Origin of the sequence: Candidatus Xiphinematobacter sp. (genome assembly GCA_016766635.1) — a bacterium.
GTDB lineage: Bacteria > Verrucomicrobiota > Verrucomicrobiia > Chthoniobacterales > Xiphinematobacteraceae > Xiphinematobacter.
Genome location: CP068473.1, coordinates 403,747 through 429,801, shown reverse-complemented (window position 1 = coordinate 429,801; position 26,055 = coordinate 403,747). Strand labels below are relative to the sequence as shown.

General features: G+C 49.6%; 21 protein-coding genes and 2 tRNA genes. 18 read left to right on the top strand and 5 right to left on the bottom strand.

Annotation, left to right across the window (positions count from 1 at the left end):
- The first annotated feature begins 63 nt into the window (after window positions 1–63).
- The 3 genes from JMM79_01930 to argB are packed head-to-tail and all read left to right on the top strand — an operon-like array spanning window position 64 to window position 3,196.
- Entirely contained in the window at window positions 64–1,101 is a 1,038-nt protein-coding gene (locus JMM79_01930) for an N-acetyl-gamma-glutamyl-phosphate reductase (GenBank protein QQY08695.1), read from the top strand.
- Window positions 1,098–2,309, top strand: coding sequence for a bifunctional glutamate N-acetyltransferase/amino-acid acetyltransferase ArgJ (gene argJ / locus JMM79_01925; protein QQY08694.1), 1,212 nt, complete (start codon window positions 1,098–1,100; stop codon window positions 2,307–2,309). The genes JMM79_01930 and argJ overlap by 4 nt, the downstream gene beginning before the upstream one ends.
- Window positions 2,310–2,320: 11 nt before the next feature.
- Window positions 2,321–3,196 carry an acetylglutamate kinase gene (gene argB / locus JMM79_01920; GenBank protein QQY08693.1) on the top strand — a complete coding sequence of 292 codons (876 nt, stop codon included), beginning with the start codon at window positions 2,321–2,323 and terminating at the stop codon, window positions 3,194–3,196.
- A gap of 589 nt (window positions 3,197–3,785) precedes the next feature.
- On the opposite strand, the gene JMM79_01915 is transcribed toward argB, so the two are convergent.
- A complete protein-coding gene (locus tag JMM79_01915) occupies window positions 3,786–4,124 on the bottom strand; it encodes a histidine triad nucleotide-binding protein (GenBank protein ID QQY08692.1) in 339 nt (112 codons plus the stop codon).
- A gap of 1,146 nt (window positions 4,125–5,270) precedes the next feature.
- Here JMM79_01915 and fabG point away from each other — a divergent pair.
- The 6 genes from fabG to JMM79_01885 all read left to right on the top strand — a co-directional run bounded on the left by fabG (window position 5,271) and on the right by JMM79_01885 (window position 11,003).
- Window positions 5,271–6,014 carry a 3-oxoacyl-[acyl-carrier-protein] reductase gene (fabG, locus tag JMM79_01910; GenBank protein QQY08691.1) on the top strand — a complete coding sequence of 248 codons (744 nt, stop codon included), beginning with the start codon at window positions 5,271–5,273 and terminating at the stop codon, window positions 6,012–6,014.
- 199 nt (window positions 6,015–6,213) lie between these two features.
- Window positions 6,214–6,900: a 6-phosphogluconolactonase gene (gene pgl / locus JMM79_01905; protein QQY08690.1), complete on the top strand. Its 687-nt coding sequence runs from the start codon at window positions 6,214–6,216 to the stop codon at window positions 6,898–6,900.
- 12 nt (window positions 6,901–6,912) lie between these two features.
- Entirely contained in the window at window positions 6,913–8,121 is a 1,209-nt protein-coding gene (gene glgA, locus JMM79_01900; protein ID QQY08689.1) for a glycogen synthase, read from the top strand.
- A gap of 6 nt (window positions 8,122–8,127) precedes the next feature.
- Window positions 8,128–9,177 carry a GTPase ObgE gene (obgE, locus tag JMM79_01895; GenBank protein QQY08688.1) on the top strand — a complete coding sequence of 350 codons (1,050 nt, stop codon included), beginning with the start codon at window positions 8,128–8,130 and terminating at the stop codon, window positions 9,175–9,177.
- Between the two features lie 347 nt (window positions 9,178–9,524).
- Window positions 9,525–10,847: an FtsX-like permease family protein gene (locus tag JMM79_01890; GenBank protein QQY08687.1), complete on the top strand. Its 1,323-nt coding sequence runs from the start codon at window positions 9,525–9,527 to the stop codon at window positions 10,845–10,847.
- Window positions 10,848–10,929: 82 nt separating this feature from the next.
- Window positions 10,930–11,003: transfer RNA gene (locus tag JMM79_01885), tRNA-Arg, on the top strand.
- A gap of 522 nt (window positions 11,004–11,525) precedes the next feature.
- Here JMM79_01885 and dnaX read toward each other — a convergent pair.
- Window positions 11,526–13,169, bottom strand: coding sequence for a DNA polymerase III subunit gamma/tau (gene dnaX, locus JMM79_01880; protein QQY08753.1), 1,644 nt, complete (start codon window positions 13,167–13,169; stop codon window positions 11,526–11,528).
- A gap of 461 nt (window positions 13,170–13,630) precedes the next feature.
- Here dnaX and JMM79_01875 point away from each other — a divergent pair, with 461 nt between their 5' ends.
- Both JMM79_01875 and trxA read left to right on the top strand, forming a co-directional pair.
- Window positions 13,631–14,386, top strand: coding sequence for a 16S rRNA (uracil(1498)-N(3))-methyltransferase (locus JMM79_01875; protein QQY08686.1), 756 nt, complete (start codon window positions 13,631–13,633; stop codon window positions 14,384–14,386).
- A gap of 74 nt (window positions 14,387–14,460) precedes the next feature.
- Window positions 14,461–14,805: a thioredoxin gene (trxA, locus tag JMM79_01870; protein QQY08685.1), complete on the top strand. Its 345-nt coding sequence runs from the start codon at window positions 14,461–14,463 to the stop codon at window positions 14,803–14,805.
- A 399-nt stretch (window positions 14,806–15,204) separates the two neighbouring features.
- Here trxA and JMM79_01865 read toward each other — a convergent pair whose 3' ends face one another.
- The gene (locus tag JMM79_01865; protein QQY08684.1) at window positions 15,205–15,423 is read right to left on the bottom strand and encodes a hypothetical protein; all 219 of its coding nucleotides are present in this window, start codon (window positions 15,421–15,423) and stop codon (window positions 15,205–15,207) included.
- Between the two features lie 595 nt (window positions 15,424–16,018).
- Here JMM79_01865 and JMM79_01860 point away from each other — a divergent pair.
- Entirely contained in the window at window positions 16,019–16,489 is a 471-nt protein-coding gene (locus tag JMM79_01860; GenBank protein QQY08683.1) for an adenylyltransferase/cytidyltransferase family protein, read from the top strand.
- Window positions 16,490–16,512: 23 nt separating this feature from the next.
- Here the strand turns inward: JMM79_01860 and JMM79_01855 are convergent, their stop codons facing one another.
- The gene (locus JMM79_01855) at window positions 16,513–17,214 is read right to left on the bottom strand and encodes a hypothetical protein (protein ID QQY08682.1); all 702 of its coding nucleotides are present in this window, start codon (window positions 17,212–17,214) and stop codon (window positions 16,513–16,515) included.
- Between the two features lie 495 nt (window positions 17,215–17,709).
- On the opposite strand from JMM79_01855, the gene JMM79_01850 reads away from it, so the two are divergent.
- From JMM79_01850 to JMM79_01835, 4 genes are all read left to right on the top strand, one after another.
- Window positions 17,710–18,948 (top strand): HRDC domain-containing protein, encoded by a 1,239-nt coding sequence (locus tag JMM79_01850; GenBank protein ID QQY08681.1) that lies wholly within the window; start codon window positions 17,710–17,712, stop codon window positions 18,946–18,948.
- A 50-nt stretch (window positions 18,949–18,998) separates the two neighbouring features.
- Window positions 18,999–19,664, top strand: a complete 666-nt coding sequence (locus JMM79_01845) for a biotin--[acetyl-CoA-carboxylase] ligase (protein QQY08680.1) — start codon at window positions 18,999–19,001, stop codon at window positions 19,662–19,664.
- 484 nt (window positions 19,665–20,148) lie between these two features.
- Entirely contained in the window at window positions 20,149–21,174 is a 1,026-nt protein-coding gene (gene tsaD / locus JMM79_01840) for a tRNA (adenosine(37)-N6)-threonylcarbamoyltransferase complex transferase subunit TsaD (protein ID QQY08679.1), read from the top strand.
- Between the two features lie 34 nt (window positions 21,175–21,208).
- Window positions 21,209–21,706 carry a thioredoxin family protein gene (locus JMM79_01835; GenBank protein QQY08678.1) on the top strand — a complete coding sequence of 166 codons (498 nt, stop codon included), beginning with the start codon at window positions 21,209–21,211 and terminating at the stop codon, window positions 21,704–21,706.
- 691 nt (window positions 21,707–22,397) lie between these two features.
- On the opposite strand, the gene JMM79_01830 is transcribed toward JMM79_01835, so the two are convergent.
- Window positions 22,398–22,469 (bottom strand) — tRNA-Gly (locus tag JMM79_01830).
- Between the two features lie 367 nt (window positions 22,470–22,836).
- Here JMM79_01830 and JMM79_01825 point away from each other — a divergent pair.
- Both JMM79_01825 and JMM79_01820 read left to right on the top strand, forming a co-directional pair.
- A complete protein-coding gene (locus JMM79_01825) occupies window positions 22,837–23,046 on the top strand; it encodes a DNA-binding protein (protein QQY08677.1) in 210 nt (69 codons plus the stop codon).
- A 219-nt stretch (window positions 23,047–23,265) separates the two neighbouring features.
- Window positions 23,266–26,055: a pyruvate, phosphate dikinase gene (locus JMM79_01820; protein QQY08752.1), complete on the top strand. Its 2,790-nt coding sequence runs from the start codon at window positions 23,266–23,268 to the stop codon at window positions 26,053–26,055.

The window sequence follows — 26,055 nt, the reverse complement described above, 5'->3', positions numbered from 1 at the left end:
AGGGGATTTAAAAATGAACAAACATGGTGATTTCTGTTTTTAGCTGATTTAGCCTCCCGTTCTATGGAACGAAAACGCGTGGGAATAGTGGGGGCAAGCGGATATTCAGGCCAAGAGTTGTGTGCCTTATTGGCACGCCACCGCGGTGTAGAGATAGCGGCGATGACCTCACGCCAATACATGGGGAAAGCAGTAGGTGATGTCCTACCCAGATTGGCAAGATACGGAAACATTGCTAGCAACCGTTTCTCTTTCCCATCAGTTTCTAGTCTAACAGATGCCGGAGTGGAGGTTGTTTTTTTAGCCTTGCCTCATGGGCTGGCTGCTCAGTTTGTAATACCTTTACTGGAGGTAGGTGTCCAGGTAATCGATATCAGTGCAGACTTCCGTTTACGGGACAGTGGATTGTATCGGGAATTTTATGGCATACAGCATCCAGCCCCCCATCTTCTCTCGGAAGCAGTATATGGATTGCCAGAGTGGCATGCAGATGAAATTCGTTCAGCCAGACTGGTAGCCTGCCCAGGTTGTTATCCAACAAGTATCCTATTACCACTCCTTCCTCTGCTAGCACGTAAGTTTTTACAGCTGGAATTCCTTTGTGTTGCTAGTGCTAGTGGCGTGAGCGGTGCTGGAAGAAAACCTGAGATTCCTCTTCTTTTTGGAGAGTGTGATGATAGCTTCCGAGCCTATGGTGTTCCTCAACATCGGCATTTAGCCGAGATTAAACAGGAGCTAAGCCTTGCTGCTGGGGAAGAAATACGTGCCTGTTTTGTCCCCCATCTCCTCCCTACACATAGAGGTCTTCACACAACTATTTTTTCTGTCCCAAGCAAGGACATAGACGCTACACAAATACGGTTAGCATGGGAGGAGGATTACATTCAGTGCCCTTTTATTCATGTCGGTGCTGTCTTGCCAGATACTAAACACGTGAGCGGAACAAACTTCTGTAACTTGGCTATCCGCACTGATCCCCACGCCGGAAAATTGCTCCTTTTTAGCGCAATCGATAATTTGATGAAAGGATCTGCGGGACAAGCTGTTCAGTGTTTTAATCTTATGAGTGGGTTTTTAGAAACAGAAGGGCTTTTGCCGTGAACAATTTAAAAAGGGTAAAAGGAGGCGTTTGTGCTGCACGTGGTTTCTCGGCAGGTGCGACTTACTGTGGGATTAAGCCGTTCAATCGGGGCCATGCAGATCTAGCTATGGTGTACTCACAGTACAAGTCTTCAGCAGCTGGAGTATTTACTACAAACCAAGTGAAGGCAGCTCCGGTAAAGCTTTCCATGGAACACATTCGATCACGCAGCACTCGTGCAGTTATACTTAACAGTGGAAACGCCAATGCCTGTACGGGAGATCGGGGATATCATGACGTGTTACGGCTAGTGGCGGAAACTGCTAGTTTGCTTGGCCTGTGTAGGCAACAGGTCTTGGCATGTTCTACTGGGTGTATCGGGGTTCCACTCCCAATGGAAAAGATTAGCCCTCGTCTGAAATCGCTAGTTCAAGCCCTTAGCCAGACAGGCAATCAAGCTGCTGCTCGGGCTATCATGACTAGTGATACGCATCCCAAGGAAGCGGCAAGGGAGTTACAAATGGGGGGAATACCTGTGCGTCTAGGCGGTATGGCCAAGGGTGCTGGTATGATCAACCCGAATATGGCGACTATGCTCTGTATCGTTACCACAGATGCTTCGGTCGCTCAACCAGAGCTGCTTAAGGCCCTTCGCAGGGCGGTAGAAGATTCTTTTAACCGTATTACTATAGATGGCAGCATGAGTACCAATGACACAGTTATTATACTTGCCAATGGAGCAGCTAGAGCTCCCTTGGTAAGGCCTGATAGCGCAGAATTCACACTGTTTCTGGAAGCTCTGTGTTCCGTATGCCGAGAGCTTTCTAGAATGATCGTGTTAGATGGTGAGGGAGCCAGTAAATTTGTAGAAGTTGAGGTACAGGGGGCTCGAAATAATGTTGAGGCTCGTTCTGCCGCTGAGTCTGTTGCTAACTCTCTTCTTCTAAAATGTGCCTGGTTCGGGAATAATCCAGGTTGGGGTCGAGTTATGGACGCATTGGGCTATTCCAGTGCTAGATTTCAAGAGGAACGAGTGAACATTTTTCTTAATCGGCTGCCAATGGTAATTGGAGGTGTTGCTGGTCCAGCATCGTCCCTCAGCCTGGGTAGAGTTGCGGCCAGTGCAGCGTTCCACATAAGCATTCATCTGAACTCGGGCAAGGGACATTATACGATTCTAACAACGGACTTAACTGAGGAATACGTGCGACTTAATCGTATAGACTAAGAAGTCCTATCATGGCTTATAACTTGACACCGAATCTTCGCGCCGAAAGTTTAATTGAGGCTCTACCACACATACAACGCTTCCGTGGAAGCACTTTTGTCATTAAATATGGTGGAAGCTCCATGGAGAATGAAAGTCAAGTGGAATGCTTACTTAGGGACGTGGTTTTTCTTGAAGCAGTCGGGATTAATCCAGTGTTAGTTCATGGAGGTGGAAAAGCTATTACCGCCGCCATGCGTAGACGCGGCCTAACATCCCGTTTCGTAAACGGGTTACGCGTGACAGATAAAAACTCCATCTCTGTTGTTGAGAGAACATTGGATACAAAGATTAATCCACGAATTGTTTCAATCATCAGACATTTTGGCGGCAAGGCGGTAGGGCTCTCCGGGAAGACAATATTCCAAGCAAGGCATCTCCTGGAGGCTATACCTCCTAAGTCCAAGGATATCGGATTTGTGGGAGAAGTTTATGGGGTACGGACTGAGGAAGTCCAACTTATCATTGGTCGGGAAATGGTACCTGTGATCTCCCCGCTAGGGTTTTCTAAAGAGGGATATGCCCTTAATATCAATGCAGACGTTGCCGCATCAGCTCTAGCTACTGCACTCAAAGCGTCCAAGCTCATTTTTGTAAGCGACGTGCCTGGCATTCTGTTGGACCCACTCCTTTCCAAGACTCTAATTCCCTCTGTTACTCGCGGAGAGGTCGAGAAACTGATTAGGGATAAAATTATTTCGGATGGCATGATACCCAAGGTTCAGAGTGCAATCCTCGCTCTTCAAGAGGGAGTTGCAAAGGTCCACCTGCTTTCTGGGGACAGAAGCCACTGTTTGCTACTAGAGATCTTCAGCAGCGCCGGCATTGGTACAGAGATCCTTCCCTAGGAGAAAACTATAAGTGTCAGCGTCTTTTCTGTATTATGCTAGCTCAAACTGACTTTTATGTTTCATTTTTTATCTCTGTGGAGTCTGCCCACCCCTGTCGCGTGCCGCTCTAACTGCTTCTGCGACGGGAGCATCTGCTCTTCTCACCAATTAGAAATTACGTTAATTACGTGGCTACCAGCTGCAATCAACGCCGTAGGTATGGCTAACTAATCCTCTCTAATATTACTTTCCCCCTTTCCTGGAAGTTCTACCTCATTTGAGAGACTATACTCCCGCGCCGATTCACTTCATGTGTGCCTAATTCCTATAATGCTTCTCTCGAAAAGCTCCTTGGTGCCGCTTTCCAGACTCCATGGCAGGCCCCTCTATTCCGGGGAATTTTTTTATCTAGCATAACGGGGACGCTGGACTGTTGCACCTTAAGTTCAGCTATTCCCAATTGCATGATGTGAAGACAATCTTTGAGAGACTTTTGGGCAGACTTAGCTTCACCTTTGCGTACAACAAGTAAGCAGTGGCCGAGAACTACTGTATGCATGCTGCGTACTGCAGGCGCTGCGCGGACTGACTCGAGCAAGGAACTTTATTAGCCGGGCGGCCAAGAAAAGGGGCGACCTCCTAAGAGATGCACATGAAGGTGGGAAACTGCTTGTCCGCCCTCCAAGCCGCTGTTGATAACTAATCGAAACCCCGTTCTGGATACGTTTTCGCTCTCGGCTAGATGAGCAGCCACTAAAAGCAACTTTCCTAGAAGGGCCACGTGGTGTTCCTCAGCAGAGGTCAGCCCTGAGATAGTCTCTTTCGGTACAATCAAAATATGGACAGGAGCCTGAGGTTGTATATCCCGAAAGGCGAGCACTTCACTATCCTCCCACACAATCTTGGCAGGAGTTTTACGAGAAATGATTTCTTCAAAAAGGCCCATAATCTTTTGACTCCCGAGAGGGCCGAAGGCAACGAACGGGCGTACAGCAGCGGATCCATCCCAGGCATAGGGGCAGAGGGCTCGCAATCATGTTCTGAAGAGCTCCGGCCACGCAGAGATTCCCCCTCTTTGCCTCCATTTCCTCCTCAGGAATGACTCTCCGAGGCCCCCAAATCTCCTGGGAAGACGATAGTAGAATTTACTAGACATACACCGCGAGCTCTGATCATGCGCTTTTTACACTGCGTAGTTTTCCATCACCTAAGGCCAACCCTCCCCAACCTCCCAACTCTCTCCGGTTGCCTTGGAGCTGGTAGCGTTAAAAAACTCTACGACAAAGCTATGGCACCCCATCCCCCTTCCAAGGCCACCAACTTGAGGCCGTCGATCGCTTTTCATCCCTTCCAGGCTCGCCAGACGGCACACTCTCCCTCCTATTGTGTCAAACAAATCGCAAGGATGACACAGGATCTTTAGATCCTAACACGGAGCGCCGCCTTCGATGCCAGGCTACTGTAAAAGTAATACTTGCTTTCGACAACCGTTTTTTCACCGTTCCTCCGCAACTCTGTGAGCAGCTCCCTCCTAGAGGGAAAGGAAAAGATAATTTCGAGAATGCTACCATGTCACGTAAAACTGGCCTAGGGGAGCCTGGGACCTTACCCTTTAGGTCCCTCACTCAATTAGTCCTTCGCACATGCTGGACATATATAACAATATAATAGGATACAAGATGGAAGGGATGAGGCAAGATACTAAAATTAACAATTAACGCCCGGAATTAACGCCCGGACGGGACTAGGCGCCCGTAGGCGCGCCATCTCCCCGAGGATAGAACCGCGCTAGTTTAGTTACTTCCCGTGATGCAAGAATTAGTCACGGATTGCCAGTTGGCACGCACACTAATGCTACTCTTACTTTTGCGGGACAGGATCCCTCGCGCTACGCCAGCATGCTACATGCCTATGACAAATTTGTGGTAAAGCGAAATACCTTGCATCTTCAGAGTAGACTCCCCTAGTTGTCCAACTCTCTCAGATTCCAATTTTCCTCTTTCCCATTTAGTGTATGGTAGCCATACTGGCCGCATTGGGTTCCTTCCTATAATCTCCTGGGGAATATGGAGCGTCCTCTACTTTCTACTTTATGAAACCATTTAGAGATCGGGTTGCAATTGTCACAGGCGCCAGTAGAGGTATCGGGAGGGCCATTGCCAGGGAGCTAGCTGCCCTAGGAGCACGAGTTGCGATAATAAGCCGCTCCGAGGCATCCTCCGAGAGGACAGCGGAGGAGATTCGTCAGTTCGGGGGAGAGGCCAACGCTTACGCTGTCGATGTCTCGGACTATCATGCAGTTCAAGCTCTAGGTGAGCGCATTCTGACAGAATTCCAACGAACAGACATTCTGGTTAATAACGCTGGCATTGCAAAGGACGAGCTTGTCATACGTATGAGCCTAGAGCAATGGGAGGAAGTAATTGATGTCAACTTGAAGGGAGCTTTTAACTTCATTAAGGCCGTTAGCCGCTCCATGATTCAACGTCGTTCCGGGCGCATTATTAACATCACTTCCGTCAGTGGCGTAATCGGAAATGCAGGGCAAGCTAACTATGCTGCCTCAAAAGGTGGTCTAATTGGCCTTACTAAAAGCATTGCTAGAGAATTTGCTAGGCGTGGCATAACTGTAAATGCGATCGCTCCTGGATTCATCGATACAGATATGACAACTGCCTTACAGGAAAGCCTTTACGGTAAAATCACCACGCAAGTTCCCATGGGACGCATGGGAAAAGTGGAAGAGATTGCCTCGGTGGCAGCTTTTTTAGCTAGCCCACAAGCTTCCTATATCACGGGCCAAGTGATGATGGTTGATGGAGGTTTGGGCATGTAATCACTGGTAGCAGATAGAATGATAGCGATTGTATATCGATGTTAGTGTTGCGGGATGTAAGTCTCCCCTGATAAGGTCTCAGCTTTACGCTAGAGAGTCTTTCTGTCCTTAATGCGAACTCTACAGCCTTGTGAGCACTGCGGGCAGGGCTGGTCCTCGCTCTGCTGTGCCTCCAGCGTCTCTACTGCTACTTATGACTATGACCACTAGAATCCTACGGAGTTGGCGATTCGTGCAAGATGCTGTTTCTCTGATTGAAGTGGAAGCACGCCGAGCCATCAGCGTGCGTAATGAGTTTCGCATTGCCCTAAGTGGAGGTAGCACGCCACAACCCATTTTTGCGGCGTTGGCAGGACGTGTGTTGCACTGGTCCCGTACTGTGGTTACCTTCAGTGACGAACGGTGTGTCGAACCGAGCGATACGCGGAGTAACTACTGTACAGCATCTAGAGTACTGCTAGACCATGTGCCAATTCCTGCACAAAATATCCTCAGAATGAAGGGAGAACTAGATCCTGCAGAGGCTGCTTCAGAGTATGAAGCCCTCCTGAAAGGACGTACTGGCAGCGGAAAGATCTACCAGCATGATCTCCTTCTCCTGGGTGTGGGGGAGGACGGTCACACGGCCTCTCTATTTCATGGCACTCGGGCCCTAGAAGCAACTGATCGCTTAGTAGTTGAAAACTACGTACCCAAGCTTAAGGCTTGGCGCCTAACCTTTACCTATCCTTTAATTAACGCTGCTCGACATGTGCTTTTTTTGGTAAAAGATTCGATGGAAAAGGACAAGATACTCCAACAGGTCCTTAGCGGAAAATCGGACTTTCCCTGCAGCCGGGTTTTGCCTCATCATGGCAGACTAACTTGGCTGCTCGGCAGAGCGTAACTTTCCTTTCTCATGAGGGCTCTCTTCCTTACAAAGGAGTATCCCCCCAATGTTTATGGTGGTGCAGGTACTCATGTAGGCTATCTCAGTCATTATCTCTCAAAGTTGGTGCAGATTGAGGTGCGTTGTTTTGGAGAGCAAGCATGGCACGCTAAGGGGCTTTGCGTACGGGGCTTTGAAGAGGAGGGTGCCTCTGAGTTCTCCTGTCCAAAGTCTCTGCGTCCAATTTTTGGTGCTTTGCAGCGGTGTTTAGATTTCAATACCTCTGCGATAGATGCTGATATTGTGCACTGCCACACTTGGTACTCGTATTTTGGTGGAATAGTTGCAAAGCTCAGCTATGGGATTCCGTTGGTGGTCACCGTCCATTCTCTTGAGTTGTTACGTCCATGGAAAAGCGAACAACTTGGCCGCGGCTATGGCTTTACCTGCTGGCTAGAATCGGCCGCTCTAAGGATGGCGGACGCTGTAGTCGCCGTTTCCACAGAAACCAAGGAGGATGTCCTGCGTCTTTTTGGTCTTCCCGAACACCGCGTTCATGTCGTATATAACGGGGTTGACCTAGATGAGTATACTCCCACGCAGGGAGTGAGTGCGCTACAAAGTTATGGTATTGATTCTTCGCGACCATACGTTTTATTTATAGGGAGGATGACTCGGCAGAAGGGGATAATCCACTTGGTGCGTGCAATCCAGCACTTCGTGCCGGGGCTCCAGGTTGTGGTTTGTGCAGATGCCCCTGATACTCCGGAGATAGAGGCGGAGATCCGTTCTGCTATTGCAAAGGTACAGCAGCAACGTCTGCAGCGGGTTCTCTGGATCCAAAAAAGGCTGGATGTACAGTCCAAGAGGGAGCTGTACAGCCATGCTTCCGTATTTGTTTGTCCTTCCATTTATGAGCCCTTTGGGATCATCAATCTAGAGGCGATGGCCTGTGGTACGGCAGTAGTAGCAAGCGCTGTCGGAGGTATTAAAGAAGTGGTGGTAGATGAAATAACTGGCCTTTTGGTTCCTTTCAGACAATCTCCAGATGCCACTGGCCCACTCGATCCTGAACGATTTGAACTAGACCTCGCCGAACGGGTTAATGCACTAATGAAAGACGAAGGTCTCCGTCGAAAAATGGGAACTGCTGGGCGTCGCCGTGCGGAGAGGATGTTTAGTTGGAATGTCATTGCTCAGCAGACGCAGGATCTCTACGGGAAACTCATTGGAGTCTAGCTGGCTGTGTTTATTGACCAGATTCGTGTCCACGCGAAGGCAGGAGACGGCGGTGCAGGCTGTTGTAGCTTTCGTCGGGAAAAATATGTACCCCGCGGTGGTCCGGATGGAGGAGATGGCGGAAGAGGTGGGGATGTTGTCCTTTACGCCGACGAACATACTAACAGCTTGGTTTCGCTTTTTTATGAGCCATTTCTTCGGTCCGCGAACGGCGGCAATGGTCAAGGGAAAAGCAAATGCGGGTGTAGTGCCTGTCCCAAGACAGTGCGGGTTCCGCTAGGCACCATTGTTTACCGCCTGCCCTCCCCAAGTAGTGGGAATAGCGGGAACCTATCCCCTAAGGCATGGGAGACCCGTCCTATCAAGCCAGATGTTGTTTCCGATCTTTCCGAGAAAGGACAAAGGTTTACCCTGTGTAGAGGGGGGAAAGGTGGAAGGGGAAACGCGTACTTCAAGTCTTCAACCAATCGGGTTCCTCGCCAGTGTACAAAAGGTCACCCTGGCGAGGAAGGATGGTTTGTTTTAGAGTTACGTACTATCGCATTTGCAGGTTTAGTAGGGTATCCCAACGCTGGTAAATCCACTTTGCTTACTCGCGTTTCCTCAGCACATCCTAAGATAGCCCCCTATCCCTTTACGACGCTTCATCCAGTGGTAGGCGTCGTTGAACTCCATGACTACCATCAAGTCACCGTAGCAGACATCCCTGGGCTAACAGAGGGTGCTCACGCCAATAAAGGACTGGGGCACGCGTTCTTGCGTCACATCCTGCGTTGCAAGGTGCTCCTTTTTATCATTGATATGGCCGGCAGCGACGGAAGGAATCCCCTAAGGGACTTCTGTGTTCTTCGTAGAGAGACGGAGCTCTACGACCCTCTACTTGCCACCAAACCCTCGGCAATTGTTGCAAGCAAAATGGATTTGCCAGGCGCCGACGTCAACTTAAAAATTTTCTGCGAAAAATTTCACGAGACGCCCATCATACCAATGTCCACAGTAAGCAGGAAAAGCGCCAACCTTATCAGAGAACTCTTAATTGCCTTTCTGGAAGTCTAAGACAGGACGATATACGCTTTTTCTCTAGTCGCGCAAAAAGGCACACACAGCGTTATCTTTGCCATCCCTCTATAGCCAAAAGGAACTAAATAAACCTGCATGGCCAAGGGGCGGTGACGAGTAAGGGGAAGGCCGTTTCAAGTAAGGAAGCAAACCAACATCTTCCACACTCACAAAAGTTTCCATTGGCCTAGCTAAGCCCTCAGCCTCTTGCTGGAAGAGGCGAGATACAGGCGATATAGGAGAGGTTTGTGTGGACTGTCCGCTAGACCAGAAATATCACAAAGACCTGCTGCGATCTGGAAGAAAAACATCCTTTTCATACTAGACCTTATTTTTTACCTCTTATGAGCCTGCCTATTTTTTCTACACTCCGATTTGCTTGGTTCCTTACATTAAGGTACCTTAGGCCCAGCCGTGCGTTTCTCTCCGTTATTACTATAATCTCGCTCACTGGGGTGGCCCTCGGCGTGGCAGTGCTTGTTCTTGTCACTGCTGTAATGACGGGGTTTGAGTTTGAGCTACGACGCAAAATCGTCGGGTTCGAGCCTCACTTGACTATCACAACGATGTCACGCGGAGTATTGCTTAACTGGCGTGAATTCGCGAAGAGGGTACTGCCCCGCAGGTATGTCACAGGTGTTGCCCCCTATGTCCAAGGACCTATTATCATTGAGTACAACCATTTATGCATTGCCCCTAATATGCGTGGAGTGCACCATGATTTTGAACTAATACTTACCAAGATACGTAAACTACTTTGTGCTGGGAGGTTAGACCTTATAGGTAATAATGTTGTTTTAGGCCTCGCACTTGCTAATACTCTTGGCGTCAAGGTAGGGGACAAGATCTCCGTCTGTTCCTCCGCCAATCTACACGCAGCTCTCTCCGAACTGGATCGCACACGGGACCCAAAAAATTACAGAAATGATTACAGCACTCTTTTAAAAAGACTGCGGTACGCGATCCAGCCACAGTCCCTCACTGTAGTTGGAATATTTCAAACAGGTCATCACCTCTACGATAGCGAGTTTGTCCTTGTTCCACTCCACATTGGGCAGAAACTCTACAGTCTGGGTGATGGTGTCCATGGCCTTGCTGTTAGGATCTCTGATCCATATAAATCTGGAGAAGTAAAAAGGGACCTTCTGCGTGCTTTGTCCCCCTCTGCCAGAGTGGACACTTGGATAGAAAAGAACCGGTCGCTCTTTGGCGCCATTCGTATGGAGAGGAATGTGATGTTTTTTCTCCTAATGTTTATTATCCTAGTAGCCGCTTTCAGCATTATGAATACGCTAATTACTATTACTGTGCAGAAGACACGTGAGATAGGAATTCTAAAGGCATTGGGTGCACGAACATGGCAAGTGGTTGGAGTGTTTATTATGCAAGGCATGACGATTGGCGCGTTTGGCACTATGGCTGGACTGGGTCTGGGAATGTGTCTGATATACTGCCGAAACGAAGTCAATCGTTGGATAACTTCCACGTTGGGCATTGAAATATTTCCAAGGGACGTATACCAGTTTACGGAAATTCCTGCGGAAATCATTACCTCCGACATTTGCACCATATGCCTCAGTGCATTCCTTATCTGTGCTCTGGCTGCAGTGTTACCTGCTTGGTTTGCCGCACGCCTTGACCCGGCTAGAGCTTTGCGATACGGATGAAGTCCAAAACCATCCAGCAGTGTGCTCTATGCCAGGCAAACATCGAGTTTATTGGAGCCTCTGCCGACATCTATCTTTTCAAGCAGCCGTAGCTCAATTGGACAGAGCATCTGACTACGGATCAGAAGGTTCAGGGTTCAAGTCCCTGCGGCTGCGCGCTTAAGATAATTAGTCTGGAACCTATGGGCCCAATCCAGACAGCAAGCAGCTCCCTCTGAGCAAGTCCTGATAACCTATCAGAAACAGCTTCCAAGCATCCCGAAGCAAAGCCAAGCATCCCGAAGCAAAGATATAAGCATGCATATAAGCATGCTCTTCTTTTTACGGATCCAGAGGGATCTAGACAGCTGATCTCAAATCCGCGGGGTTTCTCCTTGCTTGTTTCTTCTTGTTGCTTGTCAGCCTTTGGCTCTGCACAAACTTCACAAACTTCTCTAGGAACCCTACTAGAGGCTCTATGTCTCCCACAAGCCCGCAGCATTAAGGAAGCATTTCCGGGGAAGCCGCCACTGTTCCTAGAGGAGATTGGAATCATTCCACCCAGAAAAAAGGTTTCTAAAACGTCCCAACTCTTTATAACCCCCCTAACCTAACCCCCGGGGTTGCTCTTAGCTTTTATCTACAACAAAATGTCCCCTAGCACGGCACATAAGCCCCGGTTTTCGAAGTCCACGTGCACTAGAGGGTACCCTTGAAGACTTCTAGCGCCTTTTGAATTAGAGGGTCGTTCTTAAAAATTTCCTCAGTAGCCTGAAGGGTCGCCGTGGATTGCATGTGATGTGGGGTATTGGCTTCCATGGAAGAGCGATCCTCCGGGAGCGGACCCTCTGTTACTTCGATGGCAAGACGAGTGGAAACCCCTCTTCTTTCTGAGAGATGTTTCTCCACTACAGGCTGGATGTCTGCCCAAAAAGCGGAGCGAAACTGTGCTCTAAAAGATCTTGGAAAGCGCACGCGCAGAGTGTCTCCCTCAAGGGAGGTGGCCCGACCCTCTTCCAACCAACGAAATCTAATGGATCCCTGTTTCACTACCTCTGCAACAACTGCTTCCCAAGTGACTTGAGCATCATTAGGTTGTTGTATGGCAGTGGACCTATCTCTCCCTGCACCTGGGCTACTTTCACCAGACGGATAAACACTCTCTTCGGGTCCCTTCAAGCAAGAAGGCGCACCAGGGGTAGTGGGGATAGAAGCAGCTGTCTCTTCTCCGGATAGGTCAGTGAGGGCAGCCAGCACGTCATCCAGGCTAGCTTGGCCAAGCAAATGTACTGCTTTGATGATGGCGATATCCATTTGCAACTGGGTATCAATGGTCCACTTCATGCGAGACTGTTCTTCTTCCAGGAGATCAAGCAGTTCGAGGAGCTTCTCTCGCTGTACGCACGATGCCTGCTCCTGGATAGCCGGGTGTGTGGAGGACCCTGGTGGGGTCACTTGCTGAACGAGTACGCCCCGCAGCCACACAACCCAACTCCCAAGGAGCTGGTGGAGAGCGCAACCACGATCCACCTGGTCAGCAACCAGTTCTAGTGCTTCCTTGGTTTTCCTACGGAGGACTAGAGAGGAGAGGCCAGCGACAGCGTGACTAGATGCCAGCCCAAAAATTGATAAAACATCGGACTCGGTAACCCGATGGTTGCAGAAGGCAATCGCCTGGTCTAGCATGGACTCGGCGTCTCGTAAACTCCCTTCCGCGGCAATAGCAATAGCCTTTATAGCCTCTTCCTCCACTTCGCTTCCTTCCTTGGAAGCAATAGTTTTCAAATGGGTGGCGATCAATTGTGCTGGGATGCGCCTCAAATCAAAACGTTGGCACCGACTAGTAAGAGTGGAAGGCACCTTATGGGCTTCCGTCGTGGCGAAGAGAAACTTCACGTGCGAAGGAGGTTCTTCTACGATCTTCAGCAGTGCGTTAAACGCCCCAGAGGAAAGCATGTGCACTTCGTCGATGATGTAGACCTTAAAAGGATCTCGCGCAGGAGAAAAAGAAATACTCTCACGGAGTTCTCGGATATTCTCCACACCATTATTGCTTGCCCCATCAATTTCCAATACATCCAATGAGCGGCCTTCTGCAATTTCTACGCAGGAACTACAGACCCCACAAGGGTCTATTGTGAGACCCTTAGAGCAGTTAAGCGCCTTGGCAAGAATGCGAGCAACAGAAGTCTTTCCAACTCCGTGTGGACCAACAAAAAGATAAGCCTGGGCCAGGCGCTGAAGCTGTATGGCATTCCGCAACGTGGTTGCGACATATTCTTGCCCAATGAGCTCCGCAAACGTCTGTGGACGATATCTTCTGGAAAGGATCTGATAGCTCACCGGATAAAACAAGCAGAGGACCACGTGAAAAAACAAAAAACACGAACGGTAACGCGACCCCTCCAGTTCCCACTGGAAAGGTCCCTGCTGAAGTCTGGAGTCCGTGGAGGGCCCCCCTCCCTCGTCCCCCATAAAAACCGACCGGCGCGCCCACGTCTAGCAACTTCTCTACAAAAATTCAATGGGCAATTTTTGTTAGACACAACGGAACCCCCCAGCTTAGATGCCAAAGGCTTGCACTCGAGCATAGCCTAGCTCTCGGCCAGCAGTGACCGGCTAGAGCCGCGCAGATTAAAAAAGATTCAAGGATAAAAACTTAACCACCCAACGTGGGGTTAACACGGCCGGTCACGTCGGTCTATAGTCTATACATTCGGTACAGAATAGGCTAGAAGTCTCCGGTGCGATTTGTAAAGGAAGGAGGTTTGTACCTTCCCATGCCTGTTATTACACTGTACTAGATGCATCGTTTTTTCCTACCTCCAGAAATTTTTCGGCATTCTTCCCCATTTCTTACTGGGGCGGAGGCACACCACTGTCTCAGTACGCTGAGACTTCCTGTAGGGGAGCAGGTTATTATATTTGACGGCCATGGAAGTGAGGCAAAAGCGACTATTGCTTGCATCAAGAAAGAGAGGATGTTACTGAGCCCCATGAGCCGTAGTTTCACGCCCCGTCCTTCCATAGGGATTACCCTTGCGCAGGCAATCCCAAAAGCGAAGAATATGGGTCGGCTTGTTCAAAAAGCTGTAGAATTGGGGGTCGCCCGTATTGCTCCCTTGATTTCCGAAAGGACTGTTGTTCAGATGGACGCTGTGGAAGGGCAAAGAAAACAGTCTAGGTGGGAAAAGATCGCTATCAGAGCATGTGAGCAGTGTGGCCAGAATTGGCTCCCACATATTTTGCGGCCAAGTTCTCTCGAGGAATTCCTCCAGTCCGTAGGCACGGAGGACTTCCTTTTGATTGCCTCCCTCCAAGAGGGTGCTTGCAGACTCAAAGATGTTCTTACTGACTGCCTCCAGAAACGGAGACAACCGCCGGAGCGTGTTGCGATTTTCGTGGGTCCAGAAGGGGATTTTACCCCAGAGGAGGTGGCTCTGGCCAGGAGCAGAGGGTGTCGGCCTGTTACGCTAGGCCCTAGCGTATTGAGAAGCGAAACTGCTGCAGTATACTGCCTAAGCGTTCTCTCGTACGAGCTGAACCCATATTCATCCTAAGTGGTAGCAAGACTTAAGACTTCCCCACATGGATTAGGCAGATTGAGTCATTTATTTATTAATGGAGAAGTTTCATGCAAAATAATTCGGTCATCACAATTACAGAATCAAACTTTGAGAGTCTAGTTATTCAGGCAACTCTACCGGTTTTGGTGGATTTTTGGGCACCATGGTGCGGTCCATGCCGAATGCTCGAACCAGTAATTAGTCAGATCGCCTTGCAAGTACAGGGAAGGGCGGTTGCTGGGAAAGTGAATATTGATGAAAATCCAAGCACGGCCAGGCGTTTTCATGTACAGGCTGTTCCTCAGGTCCTTTTTTTCCTAAAGGGTGAGGTCAAAGACAGAAGTGTGGGCTACGTTAGTCAGGCAGTTCTGCTCTCTAAGCTAGAAGCTATCATCCTTGCCAGTGGTTTGTAGCGTATTGCTAGAAGAGAGAGTTGCCTTTTGGGATTGGGTCAGAACGGAGCTATCTGGGTTCTCCGCTGGTTTTCTCGGGGGGTACGAAAAAACTCCGGCTCCTTAGGGAGCTTCAGTTAGCCGTTGTGGTTCTAGCAGTCTTTAGTTAGGAGTCCAATGCCTTGTCTCCCCGCGTTTCTTGCAGCTGCGATAGCTTGTTCGATTTTGAGCAATGGGTTATGAAAACGGGAAGCCTTGTTTTGCCTGGATTCCCCCTCTGTCCGTATATTGTGTACACAATTGGGCGGGCGCCCTCCGACTGGGTTGACTTCATAGCAACTAGGGAAGTGTCTCCCATAGGGCTTCTCCGCATGTTTGTAGATCTCTGCATAGTAGAAGATTAGGAGGAAGAGAAGAAGGTTACTTTTCGGAATCCCGAGTCGCTGTCGACCCGGCTGTCTGAACTTCTGGTAAAGACTTTCGGAAGAACAGCACGGCCCGTTGCCAGCTCAATAGGGCCTTCCCAGCAAGAGAGAAAATAGGAAGGGCAAAAATACCGATGACTACAACTTCAAAGTTCTCTCCAACAAGGGGAATGTTGCCAAAGACCCATCCAGCAAGTACCGTAGGGCGACCCATGCGATGGCCCCTGCAGCGTTGCAAAGGGAACCATAGTACGAAAGATAGGTAGGAACCGCGGGATAACTACAGCCTTCCCGCCATGCTTTGTAAAGAACGTTTTACCGCACTCCCCAGGTATTTCCCCATTGGAGAGTGGGAATCCTTCCAGAAGCGTGACATTCCAAATTGCTTGCCAACACTGTAGTTTACCGCGCCTCCGGCAAAAGCTGCTATAACGAGTAGAGCGATGCAGAGCCTGACGCTAAAATAGCTACGGGCGGCAAGGGCCCCAACGGTAAAAAGCAGTGTATTCCCGGGTAAAAAGGGGAGTAATTATTGACCCAGTCTCGAAAAAATAATGGAGAAGAGGAAAGCATAGATCCAGAATCCATAGTGACCACAGAAGTATTCCAAGTAGCAGTCCATTCTAAGAAGATGTTCAGTAACAGTGTAAGTGTTAGGAGAATACGGCTTCCAGAGGACATTGGCGGTCTTGGACGGCCAAGTAAAACAGTAAGTTACAGACGGAGTTCCTACTCTTGCTCACACTATACTGATCTGCTACAAATGATCCTGCTCTGCTCTTCGGGGTAACCTTTCAGCAGATTTTACGATGGCCACGATACTGCCCCTGGAAAACCTGGCAGCTTTTGCCGGGAGTGTGCATCGTCAGGGGATGCGCCTTGTTCTAACAAATGGTTGCTTTGATCTCTTACACATCGGCCATGTGCGTTATTTGCAGCAGGCCAGGAGCCTGGGCGATTTTTTGCTGGTAGCAGTAAACTCAGATGCCTCTGCCAGAGCCTTAAAGGGAATAGAACGTCCGGTAAACACCCAAGAAGACCGGGCGGAAATCATAGCAGCTATAAGGTGTGTGGACTGTGTTACGATCTTCGATTCCCTACGAGCGACTCAAATTATTCGAGAAGTATGCCCAGTTTTATACGTAAAGGGAGGGGACTATACCCTAGACGCATTGGACCAAGAAGAAACCACCGCTCTTATTGAGGTGGGTGCTGAAATTCGGTTTACACCGCGGGTTTTTGGCTATTCAACGACAACCCTTATTAGCCGATTGCGATGATGTAGTAGGGTGGCTTTACACAACTAAGGTAAGTAAAGGATGCATCCACACTGTAGGCAGTACACGATGGATTGTTCGGACTTCACAAGAACGATCAACTGTGGCGTGGCTCTCATATGACAGCCCGAGCAGACGTCATGCTCCATGGGCACCACGGCCTGGCCATTTTTACTTTTAAACAATCTGGAGTATTGCTCAAGCAGGTCGATATCGATGTCCGCACTCAATCTAACGTGCGTGCCCTCCAACTCGCGAATGCTAACTTCGAGCGTAGCCATGCGGATGTCTAATTTAGACAGTTGGGTCTCTAGTTTTTTGTGTGCATCGGTGTGGTTTTTTTGAGTTGCTCTCAAAAGAAATTGACTCTTCTCGGCTTCTTCCATAAGCCCAAGCTGGCATTCCTCAATTTTGAGAATCGCCGCTTCGGCTATCGCGATTTCGTGGCTTAGCGCTGTGTACTCCTCATTTTTGCGTGCTTGAAGCTGGTGCCGCTTATAACGGGTGACATCGGCTTTTTTAGCCTGTACATCAAGCTCCAAATGGTTCATTTCCAAGTCAACTGTCCGCAAACGGATTTGGATACGGTTTAATTGTGTACATACTCCTGCAAAGGCTGCCTCGCTGGCAAGCCTTTGTGCAGGGATGGATGCCAATTCCAGACGGAGTGTGCGGAGTTTTTGGTCGGAGTGCTGCAGGATGAGTAATTTTCTAATTTCTGGGATCATCGATGGATTCAATTTGATGGAACAACCGGGGAAGTACCAAGTGGGTCCCCAGCGGTCTTTCGGAAAGGGCTTTCAGCTTCCCCTCCTCCTGAAGCGTACACCATTTTACTTGCCTTGCGGGAGTTGCAAAAAAGCTTTTCCAAGCACTCCCCCAATAAAAAGAAAAAAAGAAAGGCTATGAGGAGAGTCATTGCCGTTTTTGCCTTCGGATGGTAGCAGTGCTCTGGAAGCACCTTGCTTCATTCGTTCCAGCTAGCATTCTCCTATAGGGTTATGACTGCCACTACATCGAGAGATTTTTTAAGTTTTTTTCTGGAACTCAGAGACAAAGCCACTAAAAAACCTACATAACCTCTTGATCCGTTCTACTCCGCGGGGCATATGCAGTGCTTCCTTCCGGAAAAATCTTAAGAAGGCCGCATTTAATCAGGAAATTGACCTGGACGAATAGAGATTCTATAGTCAGCTCGTCCCTTGTAGGAGGGGGAGATTGTCTTGCTCCATAGTCCACTAGGGTTCAAGCTTTTTCTCACAACCATCCATACTCTCTTTGTAGTGAAACAGGAGGCTCAATCACAGATTGGAAGTATAAAGGAGGGGGTAGTACCCTCTTCTGCTGCCGATTCCGTCGCTGATGCTCGCACCATCCTCCCACAAGTTCCTCCCTGCATGGGGAGCTACCAGGAGGTCCTAATTGAGTCCAGTGTTAAACTGGTAGAGTTTCTTTCTGGTATTTCCCCTCTGCTGGAGGTCGCCCTGGATACAGAAGCTGATAGTTTGCATTGTTATTTTGAAAAGTTGTGTCTGATCCAGGTCAGTACAGACTCAGCAACAGTGTTGATAGATCCTCTGTCTGGGGTGGAGCTGCAGTTGCTTTTCAAAGGTCTTCTTGACAAGAGGGTTGTCTTTCACGGGGCAGACTACGACTTGAGGTTACTAGCGCGCTATGGAGAGTTTAGGCCGCACGAGATTTTTGATACCATGGTTGCCGCACGCCTCCTGGGTTACAACCAGTTGGGGCTTGCAGCTCTGGTAGAACGTTTCTTTGGTGTAAAGCTCTCTAAAGCTTCCCAGAAGGCAAATTGGGCGTTACGCCCATTGCCAAGACAGATGGTAGAGTACGCGGCGAACGATACAAAATTCCTTTTACCCCTGGCGGGGATTTTGGAAGCAGAAATTGTCCGCCTAGGACGCCAGGAGTGGCTACGCCAGTCTTTGGAACGTCTATTCCGCTCGACTAAAACCCACAAAGAGAAAGATCTGAGCAGGGCGTGGCGTATTGCAGGTTCAGCGACTCTACAGCCCTACGCCCAGGCGGTGCTACGGGAACTTTGGAATTGGAGAGAGGCAGAAGCTCGTGAATGGAACCGTCCCCCATTTTACGTTATGAGCAACGAAGATATGCTGAAGGCCGCAGAGGCGGCAACAAGAGGCGTTCTTTCTTCTCCTCGATTTTCCCCTTCCCGTCGCAAGCGCTTTAGGCAGACCCTTGCTAGAGCTCTCCAGATTCCAGAAGATTGCTGGCCCCTACAGGACAAGCCAGCCCGATACTTTCCTAGTAAGCAGGCGGTGGAGGAATTTGGCCGGCTAAAAAGGCTGCGCGATGAAGTTGCTAGGGAGGAAAAGTTGGATCCAGCGATAATCGCGCCGAGAAATATCTTAGAATCGATCGCTTTCCAGAAGAATCTTTCTGGTCTTATGGATTGGCAGAAGTGTCTGCTCCAGCTTGGATAGGGGGCCGTCTTTTCCTTTGTTAACAGCTTCACGTGAGCGACTGCCGCCCAATGCCACTTGACGCCGGATTTCTCAGGAGAAGCTGTTCCGGGCGCGCTATTGGCCACAAAATTTATGTGTTTGACCAGGTTTCTTCCACGAATGAAGTGGCTTTGAGATGGGGAGAGAGCGGTGAGCCAGATGGATGCGTTATCATAGCGGAGTCTCAGATTTCTGGTCGCGGACGCTTTGGAAGAAGATGGCATTCTGCGCCACGTTGCGGCATTTGGTGTTCTCTCTTGTTGCGTCCCTCGTTCCCTCCAGCACAAGCTGCCTGTTTGACCCCGTTTGCTACAGTTGCTGTCGCTTCTTCTATTAGGCGCTTTCTGGGGTTGGAGGTTACCTTAAAACTACCAAACGACCTGTATCTCTCCAGGGGGAAAGTCTGTGGGCTCTTGATTGAAGCGCGTACGGGAGATCGTTTTTTTGCCGTGGTGGGTATCGGGATTAACGTCAACCAACTCCGCAACGATTTTCCTGCAGCACTTCGAGGTATTGCGACTTCTTTACGGGAAGAAACCGGCGCGCTTTATGACCGCACTCAGATCGCCCTAGTAGTACTTACTGAGTTGGACTATTTTTACACCCGCCTGGCGGAGCAGCTACCTGCAGTCCAGTCTCTGTATGAGGCTTGGCCGCGGTGGAGGACTGCTTCCTCCAGCAGGAAAATTGGTTGAGTGTGATTTTTTCTTTCTTGTTTCTTGCTAGTGTACCCCTTGCAGGGGGGTGTTCCTTCCACATGCGCGATTGTGGCGTTGCCGAGGGTGGGGGGTCTTTCTCTACCTTAGGGCATGTGTGCGCAGACGCTCAGAGAGAAGCTAGAGTCTAGACTTGCTCTAACCGGCAGGGTGTCCCGCTGTTCCAGAAAGTTATATGGCCCATCCTTACTAGGAATTTGCAGTAGCTGCAACGTGGGGATGAAGCTTCCAAGGACCATTACCGCATTATAGAAGGATAGGCTGGACTAGTAGTAGCCTAGTAGCTGGCCTAAGTAGACGTGCCCAAGGTCGGCTTCGCGCGAGTAAAACTTTGTGGAAGAATTCTACTTAACTCGTCCTAGTAATAATCTGGGCCACACATTACGGTACCACAGTGCTCTTTGAAGGTACAAACCCAGAACCCCAGAATCCTTTTGCTGCCCCTGTTGGATGCATTCCCAGAATGGTTCTAGCCATAGAGACCTCTTGTGATGAAACAGCAGTCGCCCTTCTCCAGGGTTTCGATAGGGTGCTCTTTAGTAACATAGCTTCTCAAGCGGACATTCATGCTCGGTATGGAGGGGTGGTACCCGAGATTGCTTCCCGTAGTCATTTGGATGTCCTGCCAGTCTTGGTAGAAAAAGCGTTCCGCGAGTCGACAGTACCCTTGAAGGACGTGGATCTATATGCAGCGACGGCCAGCCCTGGACTGCCATCAGCGTTGATCGTCGGTACTTCTCTCGCTCGCGGATTAGCTCTTGGCACCGGACGGCCGTTTATTCCAATCAACCACATCGAGGGGCATCTTCTTTCCCCATTTTTTGGGGAAAAACGTATTGCACCTCACATCGCCCTAGTCGTTAGTGGTGGACATACCTTATTATTTGACGTCCAGGGGTTTGGGCACTATAGACTCCTGGGAGGGACCCGCGATGATGCGGCAGGCGAAGCCTTTGACAAGGTGGCAAAGCTCTTGGGTCTCTCCTACCCAGGAGGTGCCAAGATTGACGCACTTGCTGGGCAAGGAGAGGCTTCCGCTTATGAGTTTCCCCGAGGTATGTTACACTCCGAAGATTGGGATTTCAGTTTTAGTGGCCTCAAGACGGCCGTCCGAGCTCTCTTGGAAAGGAGGAGTAGCCAAGTAAGTCTTCCGGATCTCTGTGCCTCCTTCCAAGAGGCAGTAGTGGATGTCTTGGTTGCAAAGGTCCTCCGTGCCGCTTGCGTCTATCGGCGTTCACTTGTCACTATAAGTGGGGGGGTGAGTTCTAATAACCGGCTTCGAGCTAAGATGAAGGACGCCTGCGCTTGTGCTGGAATCACGCTTCGTGTAGCAAAACCTGGATTGCGGACTGACAACGCCCTCATGATTGCCTTTACTGCGGCCCATACACTCCAGTCCAGAAAGTTGGGGGGAAAAATGCTCTCCCGGTTTGATTGGAAACCCCTTGTTGGCTGGAACCCGCAGGCCAGATGCCCAAGATGCAGATAGTGCGCAAACCCATCGTTTGGGGGCCCAAGTACATATGAAAAAATACCTTAAATACCTTTTCACCTGCCTCTCAGCGGCTGTTTTTATAACAGCCTCCTCTCCAACTAAATCTAGCGAAGAATGGCGGACGGACTACAAAAAGGCGCTGGAACAGGCGGTGGTAGAACGCAAGAAGGTTTTGCTAAACTTCACAGGTTCAGACTGGTGCAGATGGTGCATACGCTTTAAGGAAGAGGTTTTTGACAGGCCTGAATTTGTTCAGTTTGCTAAGAAGCATCTGGTCTTGGTCAGAGTGGATTTTCCTCGGAGCGGATCCCTTCCAAGGAGGCTCCTGGAACAAAATGAAAGGCTCAGAAAAGAGTACCGCGTGAGGGAATTTCCTACCTTTGTGCTCCTTGATTGTAATGGAAAAAAGCTGAGGGAGCGGGTGGGCTATATGGAAGGAGGAGCGACAGAAATGGGGCGATGGATACACTTACTCCCTTCCCATTGCAAAGCAAGTGGAAGCGGGCGGTACAAGATAGAGGGGTAAGAAGAGAAAGAAGAGAAGTAGGTGGTTCTCTTGCAGGTTGGGAGTAAGTCTCAGAGGGGAGTAGGTGTTACTAGTCCGCTTGTGCCCTTTTATGGAAAAGAAATCAATCAATTCCAGAGGGGATTCCCGTACGTATAATAAAGCTCACAAAAACTAGAGGCTCTCCATCAGTAATAGGGGCCAAAGCCTTATCTATTCCCAAAGATGGTACTTCCTGTTGACTGCAAGCCTCTAAAAAACAGAAGGCGAAGGGAACGCTAGCTTAGGCCAAGAGTCCTTCATTTGCCGGAAAGCTCGCAACAACTAACCCACCTCTATAGGTGAGGATTCAGTAACCATTCTCTCATACTCTCTGGATTCGTTATCCAGTTCACGATCAGCGGTACCCACGATGCAGGCATCGTGGACATGCCACCTAATTTACTAATATTTACCAATATGTAGTAAGAAACGAGGTGGAGTCCGGATTGGTACGCCGCACCCTAGCCATAACGTAAGCAACGAGACGCAACTGCCCGCTAAGCATTACCGAGGATAAGACAGGTCACCACCGCAACTATTAACAAAGTCCCAGAAAGTTCCGCAGGTGACGAGTTGGGCTATTCCTGAATGGAGAAGAAGCATCTAGGCAAGGAGGCAGCAACGCAGGAAGAGAAAGGGAAAAGACACGGGAGAGAAAGACACTGGAGTGAGCGGGTGAAGGGAATCGAACCCTCACTTGAGGCTTGGGAAGCCACCGTTCTACCATTGAAACCACACCCGCGCACCTCGCCCTCCTTCCCACTTTCTGTTAGTTGTTACTGCGATGGGGGAGCTTGACAAGAAAACCTAGAATCCCCGCCAGTCCGACCATCGCAAAGAGTAAAGAGTAGTTAGTCCTAACCCACCAGCATGTCTAACTAAGCAGAACCGGAGCGTACACACGCAAAGATGAAGAGATCCAGACTTTTTTTCAAAGCAATAAGTTGACTTTGGAATAAAAAAGGGTGTAGCGTTGCACCCTCGAAATAGTTGGGAAACAGTTGGATGTCCTACGGACTAGGCGGGTTCCGCTCGAAAGTTTTGTTGGGGCGTGCAATGGGAAGTCTTAGCAGCCGGCAGCTTTTATTAAGTGGAAGAGTGGTGGGAAAATGGATAACATCCTTGAGTCAAGGGAGCTACAAGTAGAGCGGAAGCACTTCTTTATTGAGTTTCGCGAGAACGATCGGGGGCGTTTTTTAAAGATCACTGAGGAGGCTCATGGGAGGAGGAACTCCGTCATTATCCCGAGTACTGGCCTGGAAGAGTTCGGCCGGCACCTTGGGCAGGTCCTTTCCAATTTCCTTCCTAGCAGCTGCTGAAAGAAATTGAGTTCCTTCAAATAATATTAATAATTGAAATAATTGAATTTGAGTTCCTCCTCGTGGCTTCTCATGCATTAAACGTTGGGGTTTGGAGTCAGGCGACTTTGTCGTGAACGTATCCGTTAGCTGGCGAAGTGGTGTCCCAAGCGATGTCTTTTATAATTAGCCGTGTACAAGCAAATAGCCATTCAAACAGCCATTACTAATAAAACAGCCATTACTAATGCTAGAGCCGTTAAGAAGAATAGCAAGAATAGCAATGGCTCGAGGGGAGTCTCTTTTTTCAAAAAAAGTGCAGCTAAGGCCGGTAGGAAAAAGTACGTTTTTTGTTTTGGGAATGGCAAAGCAGATGGTAGTGGTGACCTCCGTGCTGCGCTAGGCGGAAAGGGGGCAAATCTTGCAGAGATGACGAAGATCGGGCTTCCTGTCCCTCCCGGATTTACCATTTCGACCGAGGTTTGTACCTACTACTACAAGCACGGATACGTATATCCAAGGGAACTGGAAGATCAACTCAGGGTAGCGCTGTCAAAAACCGAAGAATCGGTCGGCAAGCGATTGGGTAGCACGGAAAATCCGCTGCTTCTCTCCATCCGTTCCGGTGCTCGTGATTCCATGCCAGGTATGATGGACACCATCCTCAATCTTGGCATAAATGATGCAACCGTGGAGGTTATAGCCACTAAAACCGGTAGCCCGCGCTTCGCCTGGGATTCTTACCGACGTTTTCTACAGATGTACGGAGATGTGGTCATGGGTGTGCAACGTCATACGGGCGAACATCATGATCCCTTTGAGGAGGTGATCGACACGCTTAAGCGAGAGGTTGGGATCGAGAAAGATGGCGAGCTTTCCGTGATGGATCTCAAAAAGCTGGTAGCCTCCTTTAAGGCCTTAATTAGGGAACGGAGTGGCAAGAATTTCCCGCAAGAGCCCATGGAACAGCTGTGGGGAGCCGTTGGTGCGGTTTTTCGTTCTTGGCACAACGATCGTGCGACTGTCTATCGCCGAAAGTATGCCATTCCCCACGAGTGGGGTACAGCAGTAAACGTGCAAGCCATGGTATTTGGCAATATGGGAGAAACTAGTGCTACTGGGGTTGTCTTCACTCGTAATCCAGCTACTGGAGAAGAGGCTTTCTACGGAGAATATCTCGTCAACGCGCAGGGAGAGGACGTAGTGGCTGGGACACGTACCCCAAAACCGGTGTCTCAATTGCAGAAGGAGATGCCGGTCGTCTATCACCAGCTTTTGGCTGTCCGCCATGTTCTGGAAAAGCATTTTCGGGACATGCAGGACTTAGAGTTTACCATCGAAGACGGCCGGCTTTATATCCTCCAGACGCGTAATGGGAAAAGGACTGGAACCGCCGCAGTGAGGATTGCGGTGGAAATGGTGAAAAAACACTTAATCACCAAGGAAGAAGCTCTTCTGCGTATTCCTGCCGACTCGCTCAGTCATGTACTTGCTCCCATCTTTGATCCGGCCTCTAAGGAAAACGCTCAACTGATTGCCAGAGGACTCCCTGCTGGTCCAGGTGCCGCCAGCGGCCATATCTCCTTCCGGGCAGAAGATGCAGTTGCCCTCTCTCAGAAAGGAGAGAAGGTTCTTCTGGTTCGCGTAGAGACCTCTCCTGAAGATTTGCGAGGAATGATTGCAGCCGAAGGCATTCTTACTGCCAGGGGGGGAGTGTCCTCACACGCAGCTTTGGTAGCACGCCAAATGGGCAAAGTTTGCATCTGCGGCGCCTACACGCTTCACATTGACTACGGCGTAAAGACCGTTACCGCAGGCGAGGTCACTTTAAGAGAAGGCGACTTTATTTCTATTGACGGGACGACTGGGGAAGTTTTTTCTGGGGAAGTCAGAACTTCTCCTTCTGAGGTGGTTCAAGTCCTCGTTGATAGGACACTGAGTCCTTCCCGTTCCAGGACCTATAAAAACTTTGCTCTTCTTACGGGCTGGGCAAGCAAATATAGCAAGCTGCGGATCCGCGCCAATGCGGATACTCCCGAGCAAGTGGCCAATGCCGTTGCATTTGGAGCTCAGGGCGTGGGTTTGTGCCGTACCGAGCATATGTTCTTTGAGGGAGACCGAATTAATGCTATGAGGGAGATGGTTCTTGCTGCTGGTCCGGAGGAACGCCGTGCCGCTTTGGAAAAGCTATTGCCCTATCAGAAGGAGGACTTTATTGGCATTTTCCGCGCGTTGAGGGGTTTGCCGGCTACCATTCGCTTGTTAGACCCTCCCCTTCATGAATTTCTTCCGCGTGGCTCTTCGCAGCAGAGGAGTTTGGCGAATAGTCTAAACATTCCGGTAGAGACGCTCGTAAAACGTGTTCAGGAGCTGCATGAGTTTAACCCTATGTTAGGACTGCGCGGATGCCGCCTGGGCGTGGTTTATCCAGAAATTTCTGAGATGCAGGCCTATGCCCTGTTTGAAGCAGCAGCATTAGTACAGAAAGAGGGCGTCAAAGTACGCCTAGAAATCATGGTCCCACTAGTCGGATTCTCCAAGGAATTCAGAATCCAGAGAGACCTTTTGCAGAAGGTGGCTAACGAGGTTGCTGCGAGACAACAAACAAAGTTCAATTATCTCGTTGGAACGATGATCGAAGTTCCCAGGGCAGCGTTAATAGCTGATGAAATTGCAGAGGAGGCTGACTTTTTTAGCTTTGGCACGAATGACCTTACACAGACAAGCCTTGGTATGAGCCGAGATGACGCTGGTTCTTTCTTGCCGACTTATATGGAAAGGGAGATCCTACCAGAGAATCCTTTCACTAGCATCGATCAGAAGGGGGTTGGGCGCCTTATGGAGATAGCCATTGAAGGGGCTCGCAGTGTACGCTCAGACATTAAGCTCGGCGTTTGTGGTGAGCACGGGGGAGATCCTGACAGCGTGAGGTATTGTTCTCTTCTAGGGCTCACTTACGTAAGCTGCAGTCCGTTCCGAGTTCCAATTGCCAGGGTTGCTGCGGCTCAGGCGGCCTTGGGGGCAAAGTAG

Coding starts and splice junctions, on each gene's coding strand:
- JMM79_01845 (QQY08680.1), top strand. CDS start 18,999: ATGCCACTTGACGCCGGATTTCTCAGGAGAAGCTGTTCCGGGCGCGCT.
- pgl (QQY08690.1), top strand. CDS start 6,214: ATGACCACTAGAATCCTACGGAGTTGGCGATTCGTGCAAGATGCTGTT.
- JMM79_01915 (QQY08692.1), bottom strand. CDS start 4,124: ATGGGCCTTTTTGAAGAAATCATTTCTCGTAAAACTCCTGCCAAGATT.
- JMM79_01865 (QQY08684.1), bottom strand. CDS start 15,423: ATGGGTCGCCCTACGGTACTTGCTGGATGGGTCTTTGGCAACATTCCC.
- JMM79_01835 (QQY08678.1), top strand. CDS start 21,209: ATGAAAAAATACCTTAAATACCTTTTCACCTGCCTCTCAGCGGCTGTT.
- JMM79_01930 (QQY08695.1), top strand. CDS start 64: ATGGAACGAAAACGCGTGGGAATAGTGGGGGCAAGCGGATATTCAGGC.
- argB (QQY08693.1), top strand. CDS start 2,321: ATGGCTTATAACTTGACACCGAATCTTCGCGCCGAAAGTTTAATTGAG.
- trxA (QQY08685.1), top strand. CDS start 14,461: ATGCAAAATAATTCGGTCATCACAATTACAGAATCAAACTTTGAGAGT.
- JMM79_01860 (QQY08683.1), top strand. CDS start 16,019: ATGGCCACGATACTGCCCCTGGAAAACCTGGCAGCTTTTGCCGGGAGT.
- JMM79_01890 (QQY08687.1), top strand. CDS start 9,525: ATGAGCCTGCCTATTTTTTCTACACTCCGATTTGCTTGGTTCCTTACA.
- fabG (QQY08691.1), top strand. CDS start 5,271: ATGAAACCATTTAGAGATCGGGTTGCAATTGTCACAGGCGCCAGTAGA.
- glgA (QQY08689.1), top strand. CDS start 6,913: ATGAGGGCTCTCTTCCTTACAAAGGAGTATCCCCCCAATGTTTATGGT.
- tsaD (QQY08679.1), top strand. CDS start 20,149: ATGGTTCTAGCCATAGAGACCTCTTGTGATGAAACAGCAGTCGCCCTT.
- JMM79_01855 (QQY08682.1), bottom strand. CDS start 17,214: ATGATCCCAGAAATTAGAAAATTACTCATCCTGCAGCACTCCGACCAA.
- JMM79_01875 (QQY08686.1), top strand. CDS start 13,631: ATGCATCGTTTTTTCCTACCTCCAGAAATTTTTCGGCATTCTTCCCCA.
- JMM79_01825 (QQY08677.1), top strand. CDS start 22,837: ATGGATAACATCCTTGAGTCAAGGGAGCTACAAGTAGAGCGGAAGCAC.